The organism is Colwellia sp. MB02u-10, from assembly GCF_014077185.1.
GTDB lineage: Bacteria > Pseudomonadota > Gammaproteobacteria > Enterobacterales > Alteromonadaceae > Cognaticolwellia.
In genome coordinates, this window is sequence record NZ_JACGVK010000112.1 from 1 (window position 1) to 23,169 (window position 23,169).

Consider the following 23,169-nt stretch of genomic DNA (forward strand, 5'->3'; position numbering starts at 1 on the left):
ACTTTAGTCTGTCAACTGCTTAGCGGGCAGTTAATGTGATGGGTTAACAAACAGCTGTGGCGGGTATTATTTTTTTCGGTATTTGTGCTGTTAACGGTTAAATTGTATTTAACTTGTTGGACTGAAGTCCAACCTACAAGGGCCTATGGGTGTCATGTGGTGTTGGGCTTTTTTTTGTGATTTTTTTGTGATTTTTGTAGGACGGACTTTAGTCTGTCAACTGCTTAGCGGGCAGTTAATGTGATGGGTTAACAAACAGCTGTAGCAGGTATTGTTTTTTTTGGTATTTGTGCTGTCAACGGTTAAATTGCATTTAACTTGTTGGACTGAAGTCCAACCTACAAGGGCCTGCGGATGTTATGTGGTGTTGGGCTTTTTTTTATTATTTTTCTTATGTGCTTTTTGTAGGACGGACTTTAGTCTGTCAACTGCTTAGCGGGCAGTTAATGTGATGGGTTAACAAACAGCTGTCGCGGGTATTGATTTTTTCGGTATTTGTGCTGTTAACGGTTAAATTTCATTTAACTTGTTGGACTAAAGTCCAACCTACAAAGGGCCTGCGGGTGCTCATTTGGCGTTGGGTGATTTTTTTAGAACGGTATTTTTGTTGTTGACGGTTAAATTTCATTCAACTTGATTGCCTAAAGTCCCCCCCCCCTACAAAGTGCCTAGCGCTTTTTATTCCTACCTGTTTGCATGACTAATGTTAGAATAAGTTCTTTCCTTGTTTTCTCTCTCCAGTGTTAGGTTTTTGTTGTAAATGAAATATATCCCTTCAAGTATTTTTGGCCGTTTTATGGGTAAAAACACGACAATTAATATCAATGAAATTGGCTTGTCTTTTGATGTTGAAAACAGTTTAATTGAAATTAAATGGCAAGATCTTCTAGTCCCTCCAATGTTTTGTCTCAGTTTTTTTGGGCAAATCGTCACCTTAAAAACGGCCAATAAAAACTATGTTTTTACCATGCTAGCTTATAGTTCTAGGCTTATGCAGCAGGGCCATTGTCAGCAACTTTGGGTCGCGGCTAACATGCCACGGCTTGACACATTATTAAGTGCGATAAAAAAAATTACTCATGAGAAATATCTACGACAATCGACTATTAAACGCGTTCAATTAGCCGTTAATCAAGAGTTTACGCGTTGGTTTTCTTGGATCAACAAGAGTAAAGCAAAAGTAATGGTGACTGAAAAACTGCAATTGCTTAACCATTACCAACATTGGCAAGCGCAGGATATAGACGATTGTCGTGAACGCTATATCAAGCGGCAGCTGCAAGTTCATCAACACTTTTTTGATAATGTTGAGTCTAATCCTTTAACACTACATCAGCGCCGAGCTTGTATTATCGACAATGATAATAATTTGTTGCTAGCGGGCGCTGGCACGGGCAAAACCAGTGTTATGGTAGGACGCGCCGGTTATTTACTTAATAGCCAACAAGCGCAACCTAGTGAAATGTTATTACTGGCTTATGGCCGTAAAGCTGCTGACGAAATGGATGAAAGAATAAAAGACAAACTGGCGACCACTGAAATAAGTGCGACAACTTTTCATAGTTTAGGCCTAAATATTATTGCTCAGGTGGAGGGGGCTAAACCTAGCTTGTCGGTATTAGCCACAGATGAAAAAACTAAGGTTAAGTGGATCCAAAGCTGTTTTGAACGCTTAATTGATCAGCATGCTCAGTATCGATATTTGGTCATTGAATATTTCACTCAGTATTATTATGTTGAGCGAAACGATTTTGATTTTAATAGCTTAGGTGAGTACTACCAATATTTAACCGACAACGATATTCGTAGTTTAAAAGGCGATAAGGTTAAAAGCTTTGCTGATCTCACTATTGCCAATTGGTTATTTAATCACGGTATAGAATATCAATATGAGGCTAGCTATGCACACAAGCTAAAAACCATAGCGGGTAGGCAATATCAACCAAACTTTTTTCTGCCTGAATTGAATGTTTATATTGAATATTACGCTATAGATGAGCAAGGCAATACCGCGCCTTTTATTGATAAAAAGGCCTACCATGAGGCGATAACATGGAAGCGCAATACTCATCAGCATTATCAAACTCCTTGTCTTGAATTAAGCTACGCGCAGCATAAACAAGGGCGGTTACTTAGCACTTTAGAAGCGTTTTTTACTCGCCAAAAAATTGCCGTTGAATTACTGCCCGATGAAGCGATACTGGAAAGTTTAAAAGAAAGTGGACAAATAACCGCACTCGCTAGCTTGTTTTGTCAGTTAGTTGGGCTTTATAAAGCGGCTGATGTTGACTCTACCTTAGAGGCCGCGTTAGAGCATAGCTTAAAAGATAAGGTTATTGCCCATTCTGCTGATCCACAGCAAACCGCCAAGGCACTGGTGTTACTTAAGCCGATTTTAACTGCCTATGAGGCCCATTTAAAACGCCAAGCAGAAATTGATTTTGAAGATATGATCAATAAAGCGCTAGCGTATGTTCAAACGGGGCAATTTAAATCGCCGTGGCGTTATATTATGGTGGATGAATTTCAAGATATATCAGTGCCACGGGCGCGATTAGTTAAAGCATTACGTGATAATAATAAAGCCTGTTCAATTTTTGCCGTTGGTGACGACTGGCAAGCTATTTATCGTTTTAGTGGTGCAGACCTGAGGTTAACCACAGGTTTTGCTGATTTTTTTGGCGCCACCACGCAATCAGTATTAGATAAAACTTTTCGCTTTAATAATCAAATTAGCAAAGTCGCGACAAATTTTATTGGTAAAAATCCGGCACAAATTCATAAAAAAATTAACGCCTTTAAACAGGTTCAAGGCCCTGCGGTTTCACTGCTTAAACGTGAGAATGCTGCTTTTAATTCATCAAATAAAAATGTGATTGATGAGCTGGAAAATGGCGCGGTTGATGAGGCTTTAGCTGCTATTTCAGCTAAAGTATCTCAGCCAGTGAGCGTTTACTTACTGGCGCGTTTTTGGTTTCAGTTACCTAGTAAAGCAGCGTTAAAGCAGTTAAATAATCAATACTCGTTATTAAACATTGAAGCGCAATCTTTTCATGCTTCAAAAGGTAAAGAGGCTGATTATGTGATTATTATCGGACTGAAAAAAGGCGCGCATGGCTTTCCTTCTGAAAAAGCAACGCCCGCACTGCTTGATGCACTGCTCGCTAAAAAAGAAGCTTTTGCTTATGCAGAAGAGCGGCGATTATTTTATGTCGCGCTAACCAGGGCTAAAGACAGAGTTTATATTATTGCCGATATGAGCAATGCCAGCTGCTTTGTTCAAGAGCTTATCGACGAACATAGCCTTGATCTTGAGCTAGATGAATTTGGCAGTGCCACCAGCCAAGCATTTATTGACCAGCTAAACTGTCTGGTTTGTGAAACTGGCACATTAAAAAAACGTGCCAGTCAGTATGGCGCTTTTTATTCCTGTTCACACTTTCCGCGCTGCGAGCATACAGAACAACCGTGCGTTAAATGTGCAAGCCCCATGAGCCAAAAACGCCATAAAGGTTTTAAAGTTTGTTTAAATCCATCATGTCAAAATGTGATACCCACTTGTGAAAAATGTAATGCAGAAATGGTGTTACGTGCCAGTAAAAATGGCGAGTTTTGGGGCTGTAGAAACTATAAAGGTAATGATCCCTTGAGTTGTAAAAATGGTATTGATGGCTCAAAAATAAACTGGCCTAAAGTAGCAGCTGAATAAAGTTGGAAGCATCTCAATAAATATGGCAACACCCAATAGGTAAAATCAACTAACGTTGGAAGCTCACAATGCTATGTGTTGAGCGGAAGCTAGCTATCGATTGTTTCTTAGGTCAGCTGACTAAGGTTTATCACAATAAATAGTCGGCTTAGCAACCATATAGTTATGAGTTGAATTGGGATGACTTAAAGTGCGTAGTGGCTACATTAGTAGCGAGTTTTGGCTAACGTCCGCCCTAAACCATAATCGCCGTTCAGTCAGAGATGGCTAGTGAGCTTTTCACAACAAGTCTTTACGCTATAGTTACTTGGGCTGATTTTTTATCCGTCAAAGCTCTACTCCCCACCCCGCTACTGATTTTTACTTGATTAATGGCACGTAATGGGTAGGCCTCATCACATGAGCTAAGATGCCCCCTATTTTACCAAGATGATTAGATGGGGTCTCATTAATACGGCGCTTAATCAATTTATTTGTATTTAAAGTGCAAGTATAATGCATTACAAAGTGTAAGCTAATGTACTAAGAATGTAAGGTAATGTATTATATATAAAATGAAGGAGTGCAGTGCACAGTATAATATAAAGCTCCTAGTTTACTCTGCTTGCTGCAGGTCTTTAAAACGCAAACTCACGGATATATATTTATATATTTCAAGATAAGGCGTTACTGATAAATGTCGACATTAAATGAATTCCCTTTGCTCAATAGTGTCCCACCCCAAGTCTAGCCGACCTGTCGGTAGACCAAGGTATCACGACATTATTAGATACTATTTCGGCCATCACACTCGTAGATGCGACCTGGCACAAAGTCACTTTAATCAGACCCTTGCCATTCTTGAGGCATAGCCCAATAAGGTCTGGGGCAATTTACAATGGGGCAATTTACAATGGGGCAGTGATACCTAGAGTAGCGCTACCGAGTAGCAAGACAACGGCATGAAATTATAACCTAAAAAAATTAATTAACATTTAATGTCAGTCACACCAATAAGGTAAAAAGATGAAGAAAACACCGATAGGCATACCCGTCCTCGCTATTTTGAGTGTCTGTATCTCACTGGCAGTCACACCCGCTTTGGCCGGTGATTTAACGGTTTTTAGTAATGGTAGTGTCGCTAATGCCAACGATGTCAATGCTAACTTTAATGAGCTAGAAACACGCATTGAAACAATCAGTCTAACACCGGGTACTGCTGGAGCCACGGGTGCTCAAGGTATCCAAGGTGCTCAAGGCTTACCCGGTAATGCGGGTGCCGATGGGGCATTGGGTTTAGTGGGTGCGCAAGGTATACAGGGTGACGCCGGTACTACTGGCGCGCAGGGTGCTAAAGGTTTACCCGGTAATGCGGGTGCCGATGGGGCATTGGGTTTAGTGGGTGCGCAAGGTATACAGGGTGATGCCGGTGCTACTGGCGCGCAGGGTGTTCAAGGTTTATCCGGTAATGTGGGTGCCGATGGGGCATTGGGTTTAACGGGTGCGCAAGGTATACAGGGCGACGCCGGTGCTACTGGCGCGCAGGGTGTTCAAGGTTTATCCGGTAATACGGGAGCTACTGGCGCAACGGGTCTGCTGGGTTTAAAAGGTGCCGATGGTGCAATGGGTTCAGCGGGTGATCAAGGTATCCAGGGATTAGCTGGAGCTGATAGCATCGTTGCTGGCCCTGAAGGTATTCAGGGTGCCACTGGCGCGTCGGGTGTTCAAGGTCTAACCGGTAATACGGGTGCAGCTGGTGCTGATGGCATCATGTATAATGGTGCGTTTGAGGGTGATATGCAGTACTGGAACGGCAATGCTTGGATGATGATATCTGCTCCGGCTGAAGATGCCAGTAGTTTGTCATTCTGTGATGGTCAGCCTACCTGGACGCAAGGAGAATGCCCCGTGTTTTATGAAATAGGTGACGTAGGTCCTGCAGGCGGTTGGATATTTTATATTACCGATGGCGGGCTTCATGGAATAGAAGCGGCCCCCTTGGACCAGGATGAATATTATGGCACAGGTGCCGAATGGGGATGTTATGGTGAGATTGTGAGTGGGGCGTTTGGCACATCTGTAGGCGAGGGGAAGACTAACACAGCTACTATATTGGCTCACACATGCACTAACGAACCAGATATGGGGAATAAACCTCATAGGGCCGCGATATTGGCTAGTAGTCATAACTATAATGGCTTCGAAGGTTGGTTTCTCCCTTCAAAAGATGAGTTAAACTTGATGTACGAAAACTTACATATCAATGGGGTTGGCGGTTTTGCCGATACCAGCTATTGGAGTTCGTCGCAAATTAACAATAATTTTGCTTGGCAGCAGTACTTCACGAACGGGTCCATGGCTTCAAATGGTAAGGGTTATAGTCAAAGAGTGCGAGCCGTTAGGGTTTTTTAATTATATATTTATTTAACTGTGACTTTATCCGCGAAACGGTCGATTTTTATGGCGCTATATTATGATTTGCCGATGTACCAGGAAATTTTAGGGCGAACACAATACGATTTTGTTCGTCATTATCGCCCCCCTGGTAAGGTTAATCATAATGCCCGTTAAGCCTTTGGCAGCCCATTACTGCTAACGTTTTACATACCAACCTAAGGTCAAAACCATCTCATCTGAGGAGGGTTTTTTCATGTTTAGTTGCTCATAAGGCTGTCAGTAATGCAAAAGGTGTTTTTCTACCGTCTTTGCTGTCACGGTTAAGTGTTTGCTATCAAAATGGTAACCGAGAAAGTCCCAGCCCCGACTAATTTTATCGATAAAGGTTTTATCCGGTGCTTGGCTACTTTTAATTGATTATTTTGTTAACTCATCACGTTAATTGCACGTTAAGCAGTTGACGGACTAAAGTCGAACTTATATAGAGCCTAGCGCTTTTAATCCTGTCTGTTGATATGTCAAAATGCCATACCCACTTGTGAAAAATGTAATGCAGAGAGGGTGTTACGTTCCAGTAAAAATGGCGAGTTTTGGGGCTGTAGAAACTATAAAGGCAAGGATCCCTTGAGTTGTAAAAAGGGTCTTGATGGCTCAAAAATACACTGGCCTGAAGTAGCCGCTGAATAAAGTTGGAAACATCTAAATAAAGTTGGAAGCATCTCAATAAATATGGCAACACCCAATGGGCAAAATCAACTAATGTTGGAAGCTCACAATGCTATGTGTTGAGCGGAAGCTAGCTATCGATTTTTTCTTAGGTCAGTCGACTAAGGTTTATCACAATATATAGTCCGCTTATCCACTATATAGTCATTGAGTTACCATGAAGTCAAATGCCTGTTTGAATTACTGATGCTCGTTTTAAACACTATATTGCATTAAAAATATAACAGAGAATTAACTATCGTAATTTACCCACAACGCCCCCTCTGTTAGCTTTATTTTTGGCGACAAGTTGAAGTCAACCTCACTTGCTGGGGTTTTGGTGTGAGGTAAGCTATTTCATTCAGTATGTATTGTTCAGTATGTATCGCCGAGTTTTGAGTTAGGTATATTCCAAATATTTCTATGCTTAGTTGCTGTCTATTTTCATTTTTCTGATGGCTACACTACGGCAATGTTGCAAAAAGTATTACCAATGTCGTTTAAATGATTTAGATGTGTTAATGGCTCTTTTGATCTAAATCAATGATATATAAAAGTTTTAAGGTATGGTTACGACTTAGCGTTGATAAGAACGTAATTGATAATAAACCTCGGAGACATAATGATGAATCCTTTTAAAAAATTAGCCCTAAGTATCGCAGTTACTACAACACTGGTAGCCTTTTCGGCAGGGTCATATGCAGGTAAGACACTTGATACTGCTAAAGTAGGCATTGCATCACAAGCGCAAGGACTTGAGCGCGTAACACAAATATTAGTAGCACCACCATTTTTACCTAAGCATGAGCAAGTGGCTAAGGGTGGCCCTAAAATTATTGCTATGACTATGGAAGTGGTTGAAAAAGAGATTGAAATATCACCCGGCGCATTTGTCCAAGCAATGACCTTTGAAGGTTCAAACCCGGGTCCAATGATTGTCGCGCACGTAGGGGATTATGTAGAGCTAACCCTGAAAAATCCTAAAACAAATACACTTCTCCACAACATAGATTTTCATGCGGCAACAGGTGCTTTGGGTGGTGGTGCTTTAACCGATGTATCTCCTGGCGAACAAGTTGTACTTCGTTTTAAAGCCACTAAAGCCGGTGTGTTTGTTTATCATTGTGCACCCGGTGGTGTCATGATTCCATTCCACATTGTTTCAGGGATGAATGGCGCTATTATGATTTTACCCCGTGAAGGTTTAAAAGATGAAAAGGGTCAATCTGTAAGCTATGACAAAGCCTATTATATCGGCGAGCAAGATTGGTATGTGCCTAAAGATGACCATGGTAAATACAAACGTTATAACTCACCGGCAGAGGGCATGGCTGACACTATGGCTGTAATGCGAGGTTTAATTCCGACACATATTACCTTTAATGGCAAAGTGGGTGCTTTAACGGGTGAAAATGCCATGACAGCCAAAGTGGGTGAAACGGTTTTATTTCTACATTCAGAAGCAAATCGTGACACCCGTATCCATTTGATTGGTGGTCACGGTGATCTTGTATGGCCAGGTGGTTCATTTAATGACACACCGATCACTAATCAAGAAACATGGTCAGTACTTGGCGGCTCAGCTGTTGCAGCAATGTATACCTTTAAACAACCTGGTAGTTATGCTTATGTTAACCATAACTTAATTGAAGCTGTTATGTTGGGTGCTTTAGCGCATGTATCGGTAGAAGGAAAATGGAATAATGACTTAATGGAACAGGTTTCTAAGCCTAGTCCTATTAAATAAAACCTAGTAATGAAACTGAATAATAAGCTGTAGAAAAAGTCATGATGAAATCTATTTTAGTCATGACGCTATTTTCTTTAGGTGCTGCAAGTGCCACGTCCACAAAGTAGAACAACGAATTGCATACACCTGATGAATATATGTTTAAGCGGTAAATTTGTTAATTCACCGCTTTTTTAAACGATAGCTTTGTTAACCTATTAGTTTCTTAAGTTACTGGTTTTTAAGTTATAGGTTTGTTGCTACCAAACAGGCTTAAAGTGAATGTAAAAAATCATCGTGGCTTGGCATTGTTTCTACCGTACGATTGATTAATATTTTTAAGTTTTTCATTAAATCGTCCACCTGTTCTGTTGATAAGGTATCGACTAATGGGTGATGATCTTCAGGTATATTACCTTGACCTATCATGACTTGTTGCCATGCTGTTTCAGTAAATAAATCGTCAGGCTGACAAAATACTTTCCCTGTTTTTTTGAATAACTGAATTTTATTCATTAATGACTCAGGTACATCCATGCGCTGACAAGCCCGCCAAAATTCACTATCGCCGCGGTTATTAAGTTTGTAATGTAAAATAATGAAATCGCGAATACCTTCAGACTCCGTCTTTGATTGACGATTGAATTCGTTCACTTCTTCAAGGTTAATACCGTAGTGAGGAAAAAATTTAACTAAGCGCGTAGCAGCTGTTTGAATTAAATGAATATTAGTGGCTTCTAAGGGTTCAAAAAAGCCACTAGATAAACCAATGGCAATAACATTTTTATTCCATTGTTTACGGCGGCGACCGGTTTTAAATGAAATGATTTTTGGCTCGGCTAGCGCTTTACCGTCAATATTTTTGAGTAATAACGCTTTAGCCTCTTCATCACTCATGTGTTTACTGGCATAAACTAAGCCGTTTCCTGTTCTATGTTGCAGTGGAATGCGCCATTGCCAGCCAACTTTATGGGCAGTTGAGCGGGTGTAAGGTTCAATATGATCGGTTTTTTCACAGGGTACGGCGATGGCACGATCACAGGGCAACCAGTGAGAATAGTCGTCATAACCGGTACTGAGTGTTTTTTCTATTAAAATAGCCGCTAGGCCCGTACAGTCAATAAATAAATCACCGCTAATACTGGTGCCATCTTCAAGTGTTACGCTGTTGATATCGCCTGATTTATCATCTTGCGCTATGTCGGTAATCGTTCCTTCAATGCGCTTTACCCCTAAGCCCTCTGCGTGTTTACGTAAGAATTTAGCGTATAAACCAGCATCAAAATGATAAGCGTAGGCTAACCCAGGTAAATTGGTATTGGGAATTTGTTTAATTGGCGCGAACTTACCTTGCTTAGCGGCTTGGTAGTTTAAGGAATAATCCCAGAAACTGTTACCGTCAATATTGTCGCTGCCACTTTGTAATTGTTGATGTTTTTGCCAGAAATGATGAAAATCACAAAAAGGGAATTTTTTACCTATGCTGCCAAAAGCATGCATATAGCGCTCACCGTCTTTATGCCAGTGATTAAATTCTATCCCCAGTTTTATGGTGCCTTTAGTGGCTTTAATAAACGCTTTTTCGTCAATGCCAATAGCGCGGTTAAAGTTAACGATAGGAGGTATGGTGGCTTCACCAACACCCACAATGCCAATGTTATCTGATTCAACTAACGTAATATTGAGGGTTTTACCTAGTACTTTGGCGAGTAGTGAAGCTGTCATCCATCCAGCGGTACCACCACCCACAATAACGATATTTTTTATCTGACCTTGAGTGTTATTTTTATGCATAATATTTCTCGAGCGTGATACCAATGTAGGTTAAATAAAAAAGCCCTTGCAAGAGATTATCACAAGGGCTTTACTTTATCGCACTAGACTAAAAAATTACATTTTGTAGCTAAAGCCTAATAAATAAGAGCTTCCGTAGTCTTGGTAATCACGTACTTGTAGTGCATTTTCACCTTGTAATGAGGTGAATGGCTCTTCAGTTAAGTTATAACCTTGTAAGAAGATAGATAAACCTTCTAAGCTTTCAAAACCACCTTCAGCGAAGTCATAACCAATTTGTGCATCAACAATAGTTTCACCGACAATATCAACTTGTACTGTATTGAAACCTAGGCCGTAAACATCACCTTTAAAGGCATCACGCTTACGCATACTGGCACGAGCAGAGAAACCATTTTTGTCGTAATAAAAGGTTGCACTGGTAATAGTTTTAGATAAACCAGGTAACTCGTAGTCATTATCATTTTGATCTTTCATATCAGATTCAATGCCAGTATAACTCGCAATAATTCCGAAACCATCAAGATGTTCTGTTAGCATGTTAAGGGGTAAAGTGGCCGATAATTCATAACCCCAAAGCGTGCCTTCACCACCATTGACTTTACCATTACCAGTACCTGATGTGGTTGCCGGTATTTCACCTGTCGCTGGGTTTGCTACGCCAGTCATATCCACGGCGTAACTACCATCAAAGATCCAGTTTTGTAAATCTTTGTGGAAAAGTGCTACGGAAAAGTAACCTTCAGCACTGAAGTAATTTTCATAAGATAAATCAAGTCCAATGGCTTCTTTTGGTTCAAGTGAAGGGTTACCCCCTGAGACACTCCAGTAGTTACCTTCGGTATCGGGTTGTTGATTATATGAGGCGTTAAATGACGCATTCATTTCATCTAAACGCGCACGAGAAATAGTTTTTGCAGCACCAAAGCGTAATGTTTGAGTATCGTCAATTTGCATCGACAAGTTTACACTCGGTAAAAAGTGACTATAGTCATGGCTCACGTCAGTCGGTTGAGTAACCACTAAACCATCAACCGTGTTAAAAGCATTGCCTTGTGACGATTGGTCGGTATAAACATAACGCACACCAAAATTACCGGTTAAGGGCATACCCGCAATTTCAGAAGATATTTCAGCTTGTACAAAAGCAGACATTACTTTTTCATTGACCATCCAAGACTTGGTAGCATGCGTTGGGTTAGTTAAGCTTTCTTGCATTAGGTTATAATAACCATCTTTGATTAAGCCCATAGTGTCATAAGCGATCATATCGCCCATACCAATAAAGTCTAAATTAGCAGTGCCTTCACGGTATTCTTCTGGTACAACTTTCATGCCTGGATTATCAAGAGAAAAATCACTTAAGGTCATGAAATAACCTTCAGACTGCTTGGTTTTTTCACGTTCGCGATAAGCAACGCCGTAAGTTATTTCAGTGATGAAGTTAAAATCAAGTTCTTGGTTAGCAGCAAACTTTAATGACATTAGCTCATCATCAATGCTTGGGGTATTGATAAAGCCATCTTGTAATTGGTTTTCGTACTCAGTACCGGTAACGCCATACTGGTCATTTAATGCGCCACTCCAACCCCAACTTAATGGACCGCCGAGTTGCATTAGGTTGTAATCGCTATAATCTAAGCCGTGAGAGAAAGTAGCACCGGTATTGCCTGAGTTAAAAGTGTAACCTAAATCATCACCAGCACCTCGACTATCACCACGACCCGTACCAGCATAACTTTCAACACTGTAAACATCACGTTCAACTTTTGAATAAGCCACATCAAAATCTAATGTCCAACCATCCGTTACGGCCCAGTTAGTATTAAAACCCAATGACATTAATTGTGCTTCACGTTCTTCATAGTCATTACGTACTACAACGCGTTGATCTTGTGTGATTGCACTGGTAACAAAGCCTGTTGCCGCGTCAATTACCGCGGTATCAGCCGAAATAGAACCTTGACCCCATGCGAAAGGTATTTCAATACCACGTAAAATTTTGGTATCTAAAAAGTCGACATAAAGTGCATCAAAGGTCATTTTTATGTCGTCGGTTGGCGTAGCTTCAATCACTAACATAGCTGAGTCACGCTCTAAGTTAGATGAGCGAACGAATGGCTTAGCACCCCCTAAGATAGAACCTTTTGAGCCATCTTCATATTCAAACTCAGGATAACCCCATGAATTCCAACGTTTCTCTTGGTTAGGTGATGCCATGGTGGTGTAGGCAAAAGCTACACCTAAGGTATCATCAGCAAATTGATCCATATAGAAGAAGGTGCCTTTTAAACCATCATCATCACCATCAGGGTTTAATTTATCAAAACTGGTGTTTTCATAGGTACCATTAAATTGAATAACACGACCGTCTTGGTCTAACGGTTTAATGGTTTGTAAATCGATTACACCGGCAATACCTTCACCTTCAAGGCTAGCATTGGGTGTTTTATAAACGGTAACGCCGCTCATAATTTCAGAAGGGTACAGGTCAAATTCAACGCCGCGGTTATCACCAATGGACACTTGCTCACGACCATTTAAGGTGGTGCCACTTTCATTTTCGCCAAAACCACGAATACTGACTTTGCTCGCACGGCCATCAATACGCTGTGCTGCTAGGCCCGGTAAACGAGCAATGGATTCAGCAATTGAAGAATCTGGCAATTTACCTATATCTTCTGCTGAAATAGCTTCAACTACGTTTGATGAATAACGCTTAAGGTTGATAGATTCGACAATACTTTTACGAAAGCCACTAACTTCAATAACTTCAATTTCTTTTTCGTCAGTCTTTTTAGCTGCTGCAACTTCTTCAGCTGCAAACGTTGGTGTGCTTAAGGCGATAAGGCCACTTGAAATTAACGCTAACGTCATTTTACTTGGTTTAAAATTTAACATTGAAAGGTTCCCCTGGCTGATTTTTAATTAATTTTTATAAGCCATTTTCCCATTAGCTTAATAATTATATTTTTTATTAGTCTTGTCACGTCATCTTGCTAAATAAAGCTAAAAAGACGGTAAGTTGTGAACAACTTTAATATAAAGGGCAGACTGGCAGATGAATAGCGTATGCATACGTATTCACCCGATGTATTTATCCAAAAAATCGATTGAATACGTATGCAAGGATATTTATGAAAATAAGTAGGTCACTCTGTTGATGAGAATGTGATGAGAAAATCAATAACCAGGTATAAATTGTTCTAGTCCGATCAGAGACCGGTTTGAGCCAAACCATTTTATGGTTGCGTCAACGCCATAGCAATAAGCTAATTTAATTTACACAACTTTAATTTACACAGCTTTAACTAATACAGCTGAAATTATACTCCTCAAATTGACCTGACTGATTCAAGTTGAATAGAGCAGGTTCAATGATACTCAGTAGCTATATAGCAGCCATACAGTCGCCATACTAGCGGCTAATATTAAACTGAATACGTATGCAAAATAGCAAAATGGGTTTTTTTATATGCCCTTAACAAGTAAGTTAAGGGCAAGGAAAACTTACTAGATTGGCCACAATGAAAAAGCACCCTAGATCACTTTTTATTTATGCATCATGTTTTGCTGCGCTACTGTTAACGGCTTGCAGTGAACAGTCGAAAAAGAGCTATTCGCCTACAGCGGTAGCTGAAGCAAACTCACTTGTACCTGCTGAGCTAGTTGCCCAAGCGAGTGATAGTTCAGTTCACTGGCTAACGCCAAATTTATTGGTTATGCCTAAAGCTAACCAGCAGGTAGATTACCAGTTACTCAATTTAGCAAAAGCAGATATTGCGGCCCTTGATTTATTAGCGGTTAATTTGCCTGATTATTTAATGAAAAAATTTCCACATCTTGCTGACTTTAAAGCCTATAAAGTTGAGTTGTTACCTTCGCAAGCTAAAGCATGGTTAAAGCAGTCATTAGTGGTTGTTGGGCTGGCGCAAAGTAAGCAAATACAAGATGTACATTTTGTACAAACGGGCGCGGTGTTAGACGCCCTTTATACGAAAGGTGAAAATGACGCCAATGAAGAAACAAACTTAGGCACAAAAATCACTGAAAATGGTGTGAGCTTTAAGTTATGGGCTCCAACAGCGCAAAAGGTCAAATTATTACTTTTTAATGACGATTTATCTCCCTCATCAACCGCTAGCCTAACAATGCTTGAAGATACCAAGTCTGGTATTTGGTCTGTTGTGGGCGATAGCTCACTCGATGGCGCTTACTATCAATACCAAGTTACTGTTTATCATCCTCAATCAAAGCAAATAGAAACACTGATCACCACAGACCCATATTCACTCAGCTTGTCTGTTAATAGTCAATATTCACAGGTAGTTGATTTAAATGATGCTAGTACGCAACCGCTTAACTGGCAAAACCAGACTGTGCCTAAGGTTGCAAATATTGAAGATAATATATTTTATGAAACGCACATTAGAGACTTTAGTTCTGATGATAATGCGCTGTCGAATAATAAATTTCGAGGAAAATACAAAGCGTTTAGCGAGCAAAACTCCAGTGGTATACGCCATTTAAAGGCCCTGAAAAAAGCGGGCTTAAACAATATTCATTTACTGCCCACTTACGATTTAGCCTCTATTAATGAAGACGACAGTCAGTCGGTAGATATCAATGATACTCTTGCTCAAGTAAAGGTAAAAGTATGTGATATTGCGCCAACGAGCGATATTTGTAGTACTGACTTTTCTTATTTAAATGATTTCAGTGAAGAACAAAGCTTGAAATCACTACTGGCTAGTTTTGATGCTAGCAGTGCTCAAGCGCAAAAAATGGTGAGTGAACTGCGTCAATTTGATAATTTTAACTGGGGTTATGACCCTTTTCATTACACGGTACCCGAGGGGAGTTATGCACTCAGTCCAAAAGGTAAAAGCCGTTTAGTTGAGTTTCGTGAAATGGTGCAAAGTATTCACCGCCTAGGTTTTCGCGTCATTATGGATGTTGTTTATAATCATACTTATCAATTTGGTTTAAAAGAAAAGTCGGTGCTTGATAAAATTGTGCCGCATTATTATCACCGGCTTAATATCATCACAGGTGAAGTCGAACAGTCAACCTGTTACACCTGTGGCAATACCGCGACCGAGCGGGTGATGATGGCCAAGTTAATGTCAGATTCATTGGTGACTTGGGCGCGTGATTATAAAATAGATGGCTTTCGTTTTGATTTGATGGGTCATCAAACAAAAAGTGCCATGCTGGCAGCGCGAGAAGCGGTGCGAGCAGTGGATGCGGATACTTATTTTTATGGCGAAGGTTGGAACTTTGGTGAAGTTGCGAACAACACTCGCTTTGTTCAAGCCAGTCAACTAGAGCTAGGCGGCAGTGAAATTGGTACTTATAGCGACAGATTGCGTGATGCCGTGCGTGGCGGTGGTAATAATACGCGCGATTCACAAGGGCTAGGTAATGGTTTACTGATGCAGCCAAACGAACGTCAAACACAAAACATTTCAGCACAAAAAAATAATTTGCAAGCATACCATCTTCACATGGATCAGCTACGCATTGGTTTAACGGGGAATTTATCAAACTTTCCGCTTTATTTTATTGAGGGTAAAGCGATACTGGGTAAAGATATTCCTTATGGTGATCAGCCAACAGGCTACGCCTTAGACCCTGCGGATACTATTAATTATGTCTCCAAGCATGATAATCAAACACTGTGGGATAACAGCCAGTATCGTTTGGCTTTTGATGTATCAACCGCTGATCGCGTCAGAATGCATTTACAAAGCTTGTCGTTTGTTCTCTATGCTCAAGGTATTCCCTTTTTGCATATGGGCAGTGAATTTATGCGCTCAAAATCTTTTCTTAGAGACAGTTATGACTATGGCGATTGGTTTAATCGTGTTGATTTTACTCAGCATAAAAATTACTACCATGTTGGTTTGCCGCCCAGTGATAAAGACCAAGAGAACTGGCCGTTAATTAACCAAGTACGTAAAGGTCATCAAGGGCGAGATCAGGTTAGCGCTCAAGACATTAGCTTTAGCGCTAATATATTTGAAGAGATGATCGCGCTGCGCATGAGCTCGCCATTATTTAGATTAACAACCGCTGAGGATATTATCGCCAAGGTAAGTTTTCTTAACCTAAGTCAGCATTCAGTGGCTAATCACCCCTTAGGTTTGTTGGTAATGAAAATAGATGACACACTTGGCCAACGCGTTGATGCAAATGTTGAAGGTTTACTGGTGATTTTTAATACCAGTACTAAAGCACAAACATTCGCTTACCCTCAAGCTAAGGATTATCAACTGCATCCCATTCAACAAAATAGCGTGGATGGTGTGCTAAAGCAGAGTAAAGCCGATGAAAAAGGTTTTACTGTACCGGCATTATCAAGTGTGGTGTTTGTTAAGTACTAACGGTTGCTTTGGCAATGTGACAGGCTTTGTGGGCTTTGAATTGTTTGCTTTTGCTATGCTTATCAGCCGTATTGGTTTTGATCTTATAAAAATGTCCTTATTTGATAATTAAAGGTAACTAATCCTTTATCTTAAAAGGGAAAGCAATTAGAGTTGCATTATAAAAGACGGCAATAAAAACAAAGATAAAACAAAGAGATAGGTTTATGTATTTAGGAATCGATTTAGGAACTTCTGGCGTTAAAATTGTGATACTTGCAGAGAACGAGCAGCTTATTGGGCAAGCTTCGTCCTCATTAACCATATCTCGTCTAGAAAACTTATGGTCAGAGCAAGACCCTAAACATTGGTGGCAGGCAACAAACTTTGCCATGGCTCAATTAAAAGCTGAGCATGGTAAAGCGCTCTCTGACGTAAAGGCCATTGGCTTGTCGGGGCAAATGCACGGTGCAACCTTACTCGATGATAATGACCATATTATTCGTCCAGCCATTTTATGGAATGATGGTCGTAGTTATACTGAATGTGCTGAAATAGAGCAACGAATAACCCATAGTCGTGATATTACCGGCAACATTGCTATGCCAGGCTTTACAGCACCGAAACTGGCGTGGGTGAAAAAAAATGAACCTCATCTATTTGATAAAATTAAAAAAGTTCTCTTACCCAAAGACTACCTTCGTCTATTAATGACCGGTGATTATGCCTCAGATATGTCAGACAGCTCTGGCACGCTATGGCTAGATGTTGCAAATCGACAGTGGTCAGATGAAATGCTAACCGCAACTGATTTAGATAAGTCTCATATGCCTGAATTATTTGAAGGCACAGAAGTTACTGGAATATTGCGTGCTAGCGTAGCTAAGCAGTGGGGGGTTAAGCAGGTGCCGGTAGCGGCTGGTGCGGGTGATAATGCCGCTGGAGCAGCAGGTATTGGTGTGATTAATCCGAACGAAGCCTTTTTGTCTTTAGGCACGTCAGGCGTTTTCTTTGTCGCTAATAAAGACTATCAGTCGAACACCGATGGGGCAGTTCATACTTTCTGTCATTGTATTCCTGAAACTTGGCATCAAATGTCAGTTATTCTTAGCGCCGCGAGTTGTTTAACTTGGGTAACTAAACTGACCGGTGCCGCTAATGAAAAAGCCTTATTAGATGAAGTGGCAAATGAGGATTTTACTCAACCCTGTGCGGTTACTTTTTTACCCTATTTATCAGGTGAGCGTACGCCCCATAATAATCCTGATGCCAAAGGTGTATTTTTTGGTTTATCACATAACTCTACGCGCAGCACATTAGGGCGTGCCGTTTTAGAGGGCGTCGCATTTGCTTTTGCCGACGCACAGCAAGTGTTGTTGGACGGTGGTACTGAAATAGCTCAAGTGTCGGTAATTGGTGGTGGCGCCCGAAGCCAATTATGGGGAAAAATATTAGCAAGTGTACTTAATCAGCCACTGATATATCGAGAAGGGGGCGAAGTGGGTCCTGCTTTTGGTGCTGCGCGCTTAGCACGAATAGCTATATCAAAAGAGTCACCGCAAAGTGTTTGTCAGCCAGGCAAGATCACTAAAGTTATTGAGAGTGACAGTGCCATGTCTAGTTACTATCAGCCGCAATATCAAACATATCGCAAGCTTTACACTAGTTTGAAAGGTTATTTTTAACCAAGTAACTAGCCGGTAGTAAATAAAAAAACTTAGCGTTTGCTCAGTAAGGCTAGAAAAAAATTAGGGGATTGTCTTGAACTTAACTTCAAGACAATCTCGATGTTCATCCATCAATCCATTTATTTATTGTTTTTTTAGCTTAAGCTTTGTGCTTAACTGCTCTGTTAATTAATGATTAATACAGCCCTCTAATTGCACTATAATGGTGCGCGTGCATTAAGAGTAAGCATCAGATAAAAACTTAATACATAGACTTATTGCTATTTAGTGTTAACTTATTGAATTTAAATAATTAATTGCATAGCTTAGTGCGTTACTGGTGTGCTGCTTTTGTTTTTTTAGTGGCCTGTAATGTGCATGTAAGTTATCAGATAAATTTTTAATTTCTGATATAAATATTCAGGTTAATTTAAGGACTTAGATGGACTCCATACTTGTTATTATTGCTGTATCCTTGGCGCTGGCGAGCGTTATCAATATTGTATTAACCAAATTCTCTATTTCGCATATTATTGGTTATATTATTACTGGCACTATTGTTAGTAATTTTTTTGATTTTAATGGCAGCACCACACCTCACTCTCTTGAGCTGATTGGAGAGTTTGGTATTGTTTTTCTTATGTTTACTATTGGTTTAGAAATGTCATTTTCTAAGCTGGGTAAAATGAAAGAGCTGATATTTTTTAATGGTTTTATACAAGTTGCTTTTAGCTCTATTGTTATTTTTATTATTGCCTTTTATGGCTTTAATGTTGAACCCATATCGTCATTAATTATTGCGCTTTCATTTAGCTTATCCTCAACGGCTATCGTATTACCCTATTTGAAAAAATCAAAAGATATTGTTACCCCTTATGGTAAAAAGTCAGTTGCTATCTTAGTTTTTCAAGACTTGGCGGTGATCCCTATTTTATTATTAATGGGCTTCTTATCCAATAATGAATTATCCCTGGTTGATATTTTATTAAAAACGCTTTTGTATGCCAGCCTTATTATTATTTTCATGTTTACTATTGGCAAAAAAATCATTACTTGGTTACTGCATTTCTCAGCAAATGCCCGCATGGAAGAGCTGTTTTTAAGTTCGGTATTTACCATCGTTTTGGGTACTTCACTGATTGCTCATGAAATGGGCTTTACGTATTCTTTAGGCGCATTTATTGCGGGTATGATCATCGCAGAAACTAAATTTCACATAAAAGTAGAATCAGATATATCCTCATATAAAGATTTATTATTAGGGGCGTTTTTCTTTTCTATTGGCACAAAAATCGATGTGTTATTTTTTATCAGCAACTTACACTGGGTACTGGGTATATTAGCCTTGGTGATGATAATAAAAGCTATTATCGTTTATTTTCTAATGAGAGCAAAAGCGAATAAAAGTGAATCGATAAAATCGGCTATCGCTTTGTGCCAAGTTGGAGAGTTTTCTTTCGCTATTTTTGCCTTGGCGATCAGTCAAAATATTCTCTCAGAAAACTTAGGCAGTTTCCTCATATTGATCACAGTGTTATCTATGATATTAACGCCTTTTATGGTCAGCAATATTTATAAGTTAGCCGCCATTTTTGTGGTTGAATATTTTGAAGCAGACAAAATAACCGCGGTAGATGCCAGCAACCATACCATTGTTTGTGGTTTTGCTATTTTGGGCAGAATTGTTGCGAAAGAACTGACCAGTAAAGGTGTTGATTTTTTAATTATTTCTGATGATTTACAACATGTATTACTGGCAAGAAAGCGTGGTTATAACGCCTATTTTGGTCACTTAGACAAAAAGCCTGTATTAGAGTCATTAAAAGTAGAACAAAGCAGTAGCATTATTGTTACTGCTAATTCTTTGAGAAACAAACAAATTATTTGTGAGGCTGTGCTTAATTACTCTCCTAAGGCAAACTTAATAGTGAAAGTTAATACCTTAGAAGAAAAAAGCGAATTGGCGGGTATTAACATTAGCTCGTTTGTCTATGCACAACATGAAATAGCGGCGCTATTAGTTAAAAAAAGTATGTCTGCAAGTTAAGCGGCAGGTTATAAATAGTAATCGGCAGGTGTAACAGGGCAGGTATTACTGTAAATTAGGCACCTGCTTACTCTTTCATACGAGACATCATGACAAAAATTCGCTTGACTCAATACTCACACGGCGCAGGCTGTGGCTGCAAAATTTCACCATCGGTACTTGACGTGATGCTAAAGTCATCACTTACTTTGCCGGTGAATAACGCACTTTTGGTGGGTAATAGCACCAAAGATGACGCCGCTGTTTTCGATATTGGCAATGACCAAGCCGTGATCTCCACTACCGATTTTTTTATGCCTATTGTCGATGACCCCACTGACTTTGGTAAAATTTCTGCCTGTAACGCTATTAGCGATGTTTACGCCATGGGGGGTAAACCCCTGATGGCGATAGCTATTTTGGGTTGGCCGGTTAATCTTTTAGCACCAGAAATCGCCCAACAAGTACTAGATGGCGCTAGAGCTATTTGTGCTGAAGCCGGTATTCCATTAGCGGGCGGTCATTCCATTGATGCGCCAGAGCCTATTTTTGGCTTAGCGGTTACTGGCCTGATTAATAACGCGCAAATTAAGCGAAATAATACTGCCGAGGTTGGAGACCTTTTATATTTAACTAAACCCTTGGGTATTGGTATTTTAACCACGGCGGAAAAACAAGGTAAATTGTTACCTGAACATGCCGATATAGCGCCGCAAGTGATGAAAGCTTTAAATACTATTGGGCAAAAATTTGCAGCACTAGAGACAGTAACCGCTATGACAGATGTGACCGGTTTTGCGCTGTTAGGGCATCTTTTGGAAATGTGTCAAGGCAGCGAGGTTTCGGCTGTGATTGATTTTGAGCGAGTACCCCGTCTTGATTTTGTTGATGACTACATCGACCAAGGCTGTGTACCGGGTGGCTGTGAACGAAACTTTACCAGTTATGGCGAACATGTTGGGCCGTTAAGCCCCAAACAGAAAATACTCTTGTGCGATCCTCAAACCAGTGGCGGGTTACTCGTTGCCGTCAAGCCAGCAGGCAAGCAAGCTTTTGAAGCCTTATGTCAAGAAAATGGTTTGAACCTTCAAGCTATTGGCGAAGTTGTTACCGCCACTTCACCCACGGTAAGCTTATTGTAATGGCCATCAAGAGTTCAGCAACAGCGCGCGCCGATAGCGCTGATTTTCGCACTATTATTGCTAATAAACTGCCTTTAATGGATGTGCGCGCACCGATTGAATTTGAAAAGGGCGCTTTTGGTCAGTCGATTAATCATCCACTAATGAATAATGATGAACGCGCTGAAGTCGGTCTTTGTTATAAAAATAAAGGCCAAGCCGCCGCTATTGCTTTGGGTAATGCCCTTGTTTGTGGACAGAGCAAAGCAAGCCGACTAGCACACTGGCAAAACTTTGCCCAGGAAAACCCACAAGGTTATTTATATTGCTTTCGTGGTGGTTTACGTTCACAAACGGTACAAGGCTGGTTAAAAGAGTCAGGGGTTAACTACCCATTGATTACCGGAGGTTACAAAGCACTGCGTCAGTTTTTACTGAACGAATTGGAGCAACTTGCCTTACATCCCTTAACGATTTTAGCGGGTAATACCGGCAGTGGAAAAACGCCTTTTCTGGCCCATTGTGCGAACAGTTTAGATTTAGAAGGCGCAGCCGGTCATCGAGGCTCAAGTTTTGGCGGTTTTGTTACCGCGCAAGCCAATCAAATAAATTTTGAAAATAATTTGGCTGAACAATACATCCAAGGTAAGTTTTCTGTAGCGCAAAGGTTAGTCTTGGAAGATGAAGGCAGATTAATTGGTAGCGTACATTTACCTGAAAGTTTACGCCAAGCAATGACGTTAGCGCCAGTCGTGGTGATTGAAGAAAGTTTAGATTATCGACTTGAGCAGATATATCAAGAATATATCATCAAAATGACCGGCCAATACCAACTCGCCTATGGTGAAGAACAAGGTTTTGTTGCCTTTAGTGAGTATTTAGCCCAAGGTTTATTTAAAGTACGTAAACGCCTAGGCACAGAACGTTATGGCCAATTAAAGCAAATACAGAGTATGGCCTTATCTCAGCAGCAAAAAGGTCAACTAGCGTATCACTTAGATTGGTTAAAACCCTTGCTTAGTGAGTATTATGATCCTATGTACCAATATCAGTTAGGATTAAAAGCTGACCGAGTTATTTTTCAAGGTAACAACGCACAATGTTTAGCTTTTATACAGGATAAATAAAACTGTAATGGTCAACTAAATCTGGAGTGTACTTAAACCACTTTTTAACTCGTTTAATTTTTGATGCGGTGTTGTGTAATCAATAGCAGAATGTCGAGGTTTATAATTATAAAACTGAATGTAATTTTCACCTTCGCTCATCACCGCTCGAGAATTGATAAAAGTAATAGCATTCAGACATTCAGTTTTTAAACGTCTAAAAAATTGTTTCATTATTCCAAAAATTTCCTTGGCAGCTCACACTGGCCGTTATCTTAATTTTTTGCTAACGCATGTTTAAACTCAAAGGCAGAATATTGAACATCTTGATTTTAATGGAACATTAACAGGTTAGTCTTTGGCTGCTGACGCTTATCGCATTCATTAATGCCTCTTTTGCTAATTGAGCATTAGGTGATTGTGATATGGCATAACCAACAATTTTTTTGTTGATAGGTCAAGAACGCAGGCCAAATAACCCCAACCTTGATGTCTGGCAATATAAGTAATATCACCCACCCAATGCGTGTTGTGAGTGATAGAATTAAGTACGATTGAGGCTTTGTACCAA

Annotated in this window: 11 protein-coding genes and 1 pseudogene; 9 read left to right on the forward strand and 3 right to left on the reverse strand. The window is 40.2% G+C overall.

Translation table 11 applies throughout. From position 1 onward, the window contains the following. Positions 1-760 precede the first annotated feature (760 nt). The 4 genes from H4J59_RS07870 (at position 761) to nirK (ending at position 8,537) form a co-directional block, all read left to right on the forward strand. A complete protein-coding gene (locus H4J59_RS07870; RefSeq protein WP_182238301.1) occupies positions 761-3,709 on the forward strand; it encodes a UvrD-helicase domain-containing protein in 2,949 nt (982 codons plus the stop codon). Positions 3,710-4,714: 1,005 nt separating this feature from the next. Then, positions 4,715-6,100: a DUF1566 domain-containing protein gene (locus H4J59_RS07875; protein ID WP_182238303.1), complete on the forward strand. Its 1,386-nt coding sequence runs from the start codon at positions 4,715-4,717 to the stop codon at positions 6,098-6,100. A 495-nt stretch (positions 6,101-6,595) separates the two neighbouring features. Further along, positions 6,596-6,772: a topoisomerase DNA-binding C4 zinc finger domain-containing protein gene (locus tag H4J59_RS19795; protein WP_404852010.1), complete on the forward strand. Its 177-nt coding sequence runs from the start codon at positions 6,596-6,598 to the stop codon at positions 6,770-6,772. A 640-nt stretch (positions 6,773-7,412) separates the two neighbouring features. Beyond that, positions 7,413-8,537 carry a copper-containing nitrite reductase gene (gene nirK, locus H4J59_RS07885; RefSeq protein ID WP_220469759.1) on the forward strand — a complete coding sequence of 375 codons (1,125 nt, stop codon included), beginning with the start codon at positions 7,413-7,415 and terminating at the stop codon, positions 8,535-8,537. A gap of 255 nt (positions 8,538-8,792) precedes the next feature. Here nirK and H4J59_RS07890 read toward each other — a convergent pair whose 3' ends face one another. Then, positions 8,793-10,313, reverse strand: a complete 1,521-nt coding sequence (locus tag H4J59_RS07890) for a tryptophan halogenase family protein (RefSeq protein ID WP_182238307.1) — start codon at positions 10,311-10,313, stop codon at positions 8,793-8,795. A gap of 96 nt (positions 10,314-10,409) precedes the next feature. Next, positions 10,410-13,214: a TonB-dependent receptor gene (locus H4J59_RS07895; protein ID WP_182238309.1), complete on the reverse strand. Its 2,805-nt coding sequence runs from the start codon at positions 13,212-13,214 to the stop codon at positions 10,410-10,412. 626 nt (positions 13,215-13,840) lie between these two features. Between H4J59_RS07895 and pulA the strand changes: the two genes are divergently transcribed. From pulA to mnmH, 5 genes are all read left to right on the forward strand, one after another. Next, a complete protein-coding gene (pulA, locus tag H4J59_RS07900; protein ID WP_182238311.1) occupies positions 13,841-16,699 on the forward strand; it encodes a pullulanase-type alpha-1,6-glucosidase in 2,859 nt (952 codons plus the stop codon). A 206-nt stretch (positions 16,700-16,905) separates the two neighbouring features. Further along, a complete protein-coding gene (gene xylB, locus H4J59_RS07905) occupies positions 16,906-18,363 on the forward strand; it encodes a xylulokinase (protein WP_182238313.1) in 1,458 nt (485 codons plus the stop codon). A 424-nt stretch (positions 18,364-18,787) separates the two neighbouring features. After that, positions 18,788-20,392 (forward strand): cation:proton antiporter, encoded by a 1,605-nt coding sequence (locus H4J59_RS07910; RefSeq protein WP_182238315.1) that lies wholly within the window; start codon positions 18,788-18,790, stop codon positions 20,390-20,392. 86 nt (positions 20,393-20,478) lie between these two features. Next, on the forward strand, positions 20,479-21,513 hold the full coding sequence (gene selD, locus H4J59_RS07915) for a selenide, water dikinase SelD (protein ID WP_310733177.1): 1,035 nt from the start codon (positions 20,479-20,481) through the stop codon (positions 21,511-21,513). Then, positions 21,513-22,619 (forward strand): tRNA 2-selenouridine(34) synthase MnmH, encoded by a 1,107-nt coding sequence (gene mnmH / locus H4J59_RS07920; RefSeq protein WP_182238319.1) that lies wholly within the window; start codon positions 21,513-21,515, stop codon positions 22,617-22,619. The genes selD and mnmH overlap by 1 nt, the downstream gene beginning before the upstream one ends. A gap of 15 nt (positions 22,620-22,634) precedes the next feature. On the opposite strand, the pseudogene H4J59_RS19385 reads toward mnmH, so the two are convergent. Then, a pseudogene (locus H4J59_RS19385) lies at positions 22,635-23,144 on the reverse strand (transposase); the annotation flags it as partial. Positions 23,145-23,169: the final 25 nt, after the last annotated feature.